This window comes from Holdemanella porci (assembly GCF_019052655.1).
In the GTDB taxonomy this organism is placed as follows: Bacteria; Bacillota_I; Bacilli_A; order Erysipelotrichales; family Erysipelotrichaceae; genus Holdemanella; species Holdemanella hominis.
The window spans coordinates 1-6,709 of record NZ_JAHQVB010000087.1 but is presented as its reverse complement, the minus strand read 5'-3'; the positions used below and the strand labels follow the sequence as shown (position 1 = coordinate 6,709).

The 6,709-nt window shown below is 33.3% G+C and carries 10 protein-coding genes; 7 read left to right on the top strand and 3 right to left on the bottom strand.

All coding sequences use genetic code 11. The features are described 5' to 3' along the window. The first annotated feature begins 219 nt into the window (after window positions 1-219). The 4 genes from KTQ83_RS12595 to KTQ83_RS10875 all read left to right on the top strand — a co-directional run bounded on the left by KTQ83_RS12595 (window position 220) and on the right by KTQ83_RS10875 (window position 2,171). Window positions 220-342: a hypothetical protein gene (locus tag KTQ83_RS12595; protein WP_255466290.1), complete on the top strand. Its 123-nt coding sequence runs from the start codon at window positions 220-222 to the stop codon at window positions 340-342. Next, complete coding sequence (locus KTQ83_RS12375) at window positions 320-718, top strand: hypothetical protein (protein WP_244975849.1); 399 nt, start codon at window positions 320-322, stop codon at window positions 716-718. The genes KTQ83_RS12595 and KTQ83_RS12375 overlap by 23 nt, the downstream gene beginning before the upstream one ends. Before the next feature lie 198 nt (window positions 719-916). Next, a complete protein-coding gene (locus KTQ83_RS10880) occupies window positions 917-1,417 on the top strand; it encodes a flavin reductase (protein WP_217256825.1) in 501 nt (166 codons plus the stop codon). Then, window positions 1,398-2,171, top strand: coding sequence for a purine nucleoside phosphorylase YfiH/LACC1 family protein (locus tag KTQ83_RS10875; protein ID WP_244975848.1), 774 nt, complete (start codon window positions 1,398-1,400; stop codon window positions 2,169-2,171). Before KTQ83_RS10880 ends, KTQ83_RS10875 begins: the two co-directional genes overlap by 20 nt. A 7-nt stretch (window positions 2,172-2,178) precedes the next feature. On the opposite strand, the gene KTQ83_RS10870 is transcribed toward KTQ83_RS10875, so the two are convergent. Further along, entirely contained in the window at window positions 2,179-2,463 is a 285-nt protein-coding gene (locus KTQ83_RS10870) for a hypothetical protein (RefSeq protein ID WP_117925998.1), read from the bottom strand. A 97-nt stretch (window positions 2,464-2,560) separates the two neighbouring features. Further along, window positions 2,561-2,833 carry a hypothetical protein gene (locus KTQ83_RS10865; protein ID WP_186998880.1) on the bottom strand — a complete coding sequence of 91 codons (273 nt, stop codon included), beginning with the start codon at window positions 2,831-2,833 and terminating at the stop codon, window positions 2,561-2,563. Between the two features lie 156 nt (window positions 2,834-2,989). Here KTQ83_RS10865 and KTQ83_RS10860 point away from each other — a divergent pair, with 156 nt between their 5' ends. Together KTQ83_RS10860 and KTQ83_RS10855 are read left to right on the top strand one after the other, a co-directional pair. Beyond that, window positions 2,990-3,757: a DeoR/GlpR family DNA-binding transcription regulator gene (locus tag KTQ83_RS10860; protein ID WP_217256824.1), complete on the top strand. Its 768-nt coding sequence runs from the start codon at window positions 2,990-2,992 to the stop codon at window positions 3,755-3,757. 3 nt (window positions 3,758-3,760) lie between these two features. Continuing rightward, window positions 3,761-4,519 carry a DeoR/GlpR family DNA-binding transcription regulator gene (locus KTQ83_RS10855; protein WP_117926004.1) on the top strand — a complete coding sequence of 253 codons (759 nt, stop codon included), beginning with the start codon at window positions 3,761-3,763 and terminating at the stop codon, window positions 4,517-4,519. Between the two features lie 11 nt (window positions 4,520-4,530). On the opposite strand, the gene KTQ83_RS10850 is transcribed toward KTQ83_RS10855, so the two are convergent. Next, the gene (locus KTQ83_RS10850) at window positions 4,531-5,691 is read right to left on the bottom strand and encodes a cation diffusion facilitator family transporter (protein ID WP_217256823.1); all 1,161 of its coding nucleotides are present in this window, start codon (window positions 5,689-5,691) and stop codon (window positions 4,531-4,533) included. 135 nt (window positions 5,692-5,826) lie between these two features. Between KTQ83_RS10850 and KTQ83_RS10845 the strand changes: the two genes are divergently transcribed. Further along, the gene (locus KTQ83_RS10845) at window positions 5,827-6,672 is read left to right on the top strand and encodes an HAD-IIB family hydrolase (protein WP_217256822.1); all 846 of its coding nucleotides are present in this window, start codon (window positions 5,827-5,829) and stop codon (window positions 6,670-6,672) included. Window positions 6,673-6,709 lie beyond the last annotated feature (37 nt).

Here is a 6,709-nt window from a genome sequence, read left to right as displayed (position 1 = left end):
AGATAAGGCAATGAATATAGAAATAAACCAATATTCATATCTCTCTCCTAAAAAAATAATAATAAACAAAAGAAACCATTCTAGACGCCAACACTAGAATGGTTTTCTTATTTTAGGCATACGTATTACAAAATTCATCAACCAGACAATCATCTATCTTTTTCACCTCATTCATTTCCTTATGTGATAAAATTAAAACATAAGGAAGAAGGCGCTTCTATGTGGAATCGACAACAAGTTAAAGAACAAGCCAAACTCATTATAAAACGCAACTATTGGAAAATGTTTGTGGTTACGCTGATTGCATCAACATTGACAGGTGAAAAAAACAACGATTATTGAAAGAATACAAGACTTTGCATCAAACAATCTTTCTTATGAAACCCAACCTATATTCTATTCCTCTAATTTCCAATATATATTTTATTCATTCATTTCTGTCGCCAGTATTTTTGGAATACTCTATACAATCTTTATTGGTAATGTTATTGTAGTTGGAAACAATAGATATTTTATTAAGAACCCTGATGAAAAGTCTGAACTCAGTGAAATATTCAAAGGATTTAAGGGCAATTATTTAAATGTGATAAAAATCATGTTTTTGATGGATTTAAAAACACTACTACGGCTATTCTTATTCATAGTACCTGTAGTTAATAAAGCTTACGAATATCCTATGATTCCATATCTATTGGCAAAATCCAAATCTTTCGGCTGATGAAACCTTCTCTTTGTCCAAACAAATGACAACAGGACAAAAGGCAGACTTCTTCGTTCTAGATTTATCTTTTTTAGGGTGGATCATTTTAGGCGCAATTTGTTCGGAATTGGACTTCTATTTGTACAACCATATCCAGAAGCAACAAAAGCTGAAGTTTATTTGATTTTAAAACAGAAAATATAGGAGGGATTATATATGTTTGAAAAAGTTGATATTCATAGTCTAAGCTTCAATCCTTTTGATAAGGTTGGAAAAGGCTGGCTACTTATCAGTGCTACCAAAAACGGTAAAACCAACACTATGACCGCTTCCTGGGGAACTCTTGGTCATTTATGGAATAAGAATGTTGCGATTATCTTTATTCGTCCGCAAAGATACACAAAAGAATTCGTTGATGAAAGTGAGACGTTCACCCTATCCTTCTTTGATGATAAGCATAAAGAGCTATCTTACTTAGGCACAAAATCAGGTAAGGATGAAGATAAGATTACAAACGTGAACTTCCACATTGAAATGGTTGATGGAAATCCTACATTTAAAGAAGCTAAAGAAGTTTTTATTTGTAAGAAGCTCTATGTTGGAAAACTCGAAAAAGAACATTTCTTATTGCCTGAAATTTACGAAAGAAATTATCCACTTGATGATTTGCACTATGTATATATTGGAGAAATTACAGATGTCTATACAAATAAATAAAATTATTCATATCAATAACGAACACATATTTGGTGCTACTACACTAAAAGATATTGCACTTCCTGAAAAGAACAATACCGCACTTCATGTATGTATCGATCCAAAAGCGGTTATGATCAACCGCAAAAGATTGGCTGAAGAATTAAATATGCCTCTAGATCATTGGGCACTTCCTTGGCAAAAGCACACAAACAATATGGCCCACATTACTTCGAGCGATGAAGGCAAGGGGGCCTATGATAAAGATACAAGCATTATGAATGTAGATGCCGTATATACGACAGAGCCAAACATTCTAATTGGCGTATTTACCGCGGATTGTTTAGGCATTCTCGTGGTCGATGAAACAACACCATGCATATGCGCCATTCATTCCGGATGGAAAGGAACCACTTTAGAAATCACTAAAAAATGCTTGAGCGAATTAATCGAAAAAGATTTGATTCATCCTGAATCCTGTCACATATATTTTTCTCCAAGCATACAATTTGATTCTTTAGAAGTAGGTATGGAAGTTGTTGAACAAATGAAACAAATCAGTATTGATACAACACCTTTCATTCGATATATGCCAAATGAAAAAGCCTATATTGATAATCAAGGTATTAACATTGAAATGTGTAAAGAATTAGGTATTCCAGAGAAAAACATTCATTCAAGCAAATATGATACAAAAAAAGAATTCGATACATGTTTTAGCTATCGTAATGATAAACAAACAGGCGAACACTTTACCTTCGGATACATTAAATAAACCCAAGTCAGCAGCTTGGGTTTTTTTGTCTTTCACGAAGACGATTATCTAAATTGACCTTACGATAGATTTCGGCATGCAGTTCATAAAAACTCATTGATTTCAGCATGTCCTTTTTTTCTTTCGAACAATCCGGTCTGTCTAAGTAGTATAGGAAATGCGAATCTTGACACATATAAATGACTACGGCAAGCCCACAATCGAGGACATACGTTCTGGCATAAACATTTTTTGGATTATGAACTAATTCTCTTGCGAAATCTTCTGGTTCAAGATGGACGACAGTACACATTTCTTATCTCCCTTTGACACTTGCATTATGTATGAATTATGAATTCTCCTCAATAGTCTAGCTTAATTTTTTAGTTTTCCAAATTTTTAATTATGATTCAAAAGTTTTTATTTAAATTTGAGTTGGCTACAAAAATTTTAATCTTTAACGCTATTTCTTGTCTCAATTCCATTACATTCATTTTTCTTAATGCTTCTTTTTTAGAAACATCGACATCAAGTCGATCCAAATAATAAAGATCCTCACCTTCATAATATCCATACACAATACCGGCAATTCCATTATCTAAAACAATTGGTGTGGGAATCAATTGTTTCTTCTTTTTCATCATTGCCTTCGCAAATTCAACAGGATTTAATCGAACTACCATATCTATCACATACTTTCTTTAGACAATCTCATTATGCACAGAAACAATATTGAATTCATTACCCACTTTCAAATTATTTGTATTCCCACTTTTTATTCTGTTTTCAAAATATTTCGTTTATAATTTAATTGGATTCAAAAGGAAAAAGGTGAAAACATGTCAAAGAAAAAAGAAGAAAGACAACTTCAAATTCGTCAAATTCTTGAAGAAAAAGAAAAAATAAAAGTCGCAGAACTCGCTAAATTACTTTCTGTTACTCCAGAAACACTACGTAAAGATTTAGATGAACTACAAGAAAGAAAAATATTAGTTCGAGAACATGGCTACGCCAAAATTCAAAGTTCTTCTGTCGAAACATTTGTCGAATTAAAAGCACAAAAAAATAAGGAAATGAAAAAAATTGTAGCCCTAGAAGCATTTAGCCGAATCGAAAATGGCATGACCGTATATTTGGATTCTGGAAGCACAATTTTAACGGCCATAAGCGCCTTACGAAACAAAAGCGACATCACCATTGTCACCAATTCTATTCTTGTAGCTTATGAATGTGCCAACATGAATTTAAATATCATTATGGCTGGTGGTTTATTATTCAATATAGGAAAAAGAACCTATGGACATTTCGCAACCGAAATCATCGACCATTTAAACATTGATTTAGCCATCATGGGAACAGATGCTTTCACTGAAAAGAGTCATGGATTTACCACCATTTCTGCCGATGAACTTGGTTTTAAACGTCACGTTATGAATCAATCCGCAAAAAAAATCATGATCAGTGATGCAAGTAAAGTCAATAATAAGGCAGACATTGCGCCTTATGCCTTTTGTAAATTTAATGAGTTCGATGAATTCATCACAAACCATTTGACACCAGAACAATATGATGTTGTAAAAACAGTCAAGAAAGTCACACAGGTGTAGCTTATGTCAAAAAAGAAAGATGAAAGACAATTCAAGATTCGTCAACTTCTACAGGAACATCCAAAAATCAAGATATCCGATTTATCGGATTACTTTCAAACTTCAAGTGAAACCATTCGTAAAGATATTATTGAACTCGAAGATTCTAAAATCATTAAAAAAGAGCATGGCTATGCGCTGCTGTTAGAAGAACCTGATGAAATGCCCATTTCATTAAGAAATCAAGAATATATTGAAGAAAAGAAACAAATCATGAGACAAACTTGCACCTTTATCAAAGAAGGAATGGTTGTCTATTTAGATGCCGGTAGTACATGTCAAGCAGGTATTCCCTTTCTTCAATCCATTCATAATATTACGATTGTGACAAACTCCATTTTTGTAGCCTACAAATGCGCTAAACTAAATATGCACGTTATTTTGATTGGTGGAAACATTTCCAACAATGCCTATCGCTCTTATGGAAACTTTGCCAGTGAAACTATCGATTATATTCATATTGATGTTGCGATTTTAGGAACCAAAGGATTTAAAGACAACAATGGATTTACTACTTATGAAAATGAATATGAATTAAAGCGACACATTCTTCAACAAAGTGAAAAAATCATTGTGGTAACTGATAAAAATAAATTTAATACACAACCTGAATACACGTACTGTAAATTCAAAGAAGTGGATGTATTTATTTCAAACACATTAACTAAAGAAGAAAAAACTCAAATCCAAGTAATCCCAGAAATAATAGAGGCAGAAGTTTAAACACTTCTGCCTTATGCGTATGGATGATCAATTGTGAGTACTAAATAAATTTTTTTATCCGATTCAATATGTTTTAGAAGCATTTCTTCTATTTCTTCCTGCGCATACTTTTCTTCAAATGGAATCACCAAATCAAACACCAAATTCACATGTGTTGGTCCTGACACAATTCTAAAATCATGAAATCTCCATTTCGGATCAATTTGATGAATGGCTTCTACCACTTTTGCACGATACAACTCTGTCTCTGGATCATTTACCTTTACTGGATCCATATGTAAAACTAAATCAATATTCATATTCTTTTTGACTTCGCGCTCTATATTATCAATATGATCATGCGTTTCAAAGATATCTTTGGACGAATCCACTTCTACGTGAGCACTCGCAAAAATCTTATTTGGGCCATAATTATGCAGCATCATATCATGCACGCCTAAAATTGCAGGATGTGCCATGATCATATCTACAATATTGTGTACAAGTTCAGGATCCGGTGCTTCTCCAATCAAAGAATTAATCATATCTCTTAATAAGCCATAAGCTCCATAAAGGATAATTCCTGAAACTACGATACCCATGTATCCATCTAGATTGAAGTGAAGAACTGGAGACAACAATGTCGATACAAGAACAGCTGTTGTTCCACATACATCACTAATTGAATCCAATGCCGTTGCTTCTAAGAGACTTGAATCATATGTTTTAGAAAGCTTCTTATTGTATGCATACATCCAAAATTTAACTATGATAGAAATTAAAAGAATAATGACGGATGCAATTCTAAAATCAATACTTCCCGGATGAATCACTTTAGAAATACTTTCTTTTGCAGTTTCAAAACCTAAAACTAAAATCAATATTCCCACAAATAATGATGCGATTGTTTCCGTTCTTTCATGACCAAATGGATGATCCTTATCTGCTGGCTTATTTGCGAGATGAAAAGATAAAATCGAAATAATATTCGAACCCGCATCCGTTAAGTTGTTTACACCATCCGCTTGAATAGATACCGAATGTACAATAGTACCAATCACAAACTTAATCACAAATAAAAACAAGTTACTAAATATACCCACAATCCCCGATAATTTACCAACACTCGTTCTCACATTGGCATCTTTTGTATCTTGATAATTCTTTATAAATCTACGCACTAAAAAATTCATTATTTACCACCTTCAGTCTCTAAAGTATAGCTTACCTAAAGACAAAACACAAAACGAAATAGGTAGTACAATATAACTTTCATGTTGCAACTTCATATGAAATCGTATACATTTTAGGTGATGGAGGTACATTTTATGATTCAAAAAATTGAGGTTTTAGCTGCCGACGTTGATATGACCCTAAGTTCTAAGGGCAGTCCCTTACCTGAAATCACAATACAAGCTTTAAAAGAACTTCATGATAAAAACGTAAAAATTGGTTTGGCAACTGGAAGAGAAATCACCGAAATGGAAAAAACGAAAGGAATCTTTTGGAATCTAGGCTTCGAGTTTGATTTCATTATCGGAATGAATGGAGGTATGATCTATGATCGTAACCTGAATAAATCATTTACGATGGACATGTTAAGTGTTAAAGAAATGAAGGAAGTCTTAACTTTCTTGATGCCAATCATCTTAGAAAAGAAAGTGTCCGTAAACGTAGAAGGAAATCAACTTCGCAATGTTATGAATATCAGCGATGACTTATTAGATATGGCCAAACGTAAAAATATTCTACTTATCGATAAGACAGGTGATATTGATGGTTTTTGTGAAAAACCCGTTTATAAGTTCTTATTTAGGACAGACCCAGAAACAACACAACTTATCCGTGATCAAGTAGAAGAACAATATAAAGGGAAATACCAAACTATTGAAACATTCCCAGGAACTATCGAATTAATGTATAGTGGTTTCTCCAAAGGTAGAGGTTTAGAAATGTATTGCGAATGGAATCAGATTCACTTAGAAGATACAATTGCATTTGGCGATAATGAAAACGATAATTCTTTACTACTCACAAGTGGATGGGGAGTCTGCCTAAAAGACGGCAATCCAAACACAAAGGCATTGGCCGACGATATTACTGACTACGATTGTCTTGATGGTGGTGTAGGACACTACATATTTGATCATATATTAAATAAAAACCACGCTTAAAAGGCGTGGTTTTCTCTGCGGCTATAAGCCTTTACTA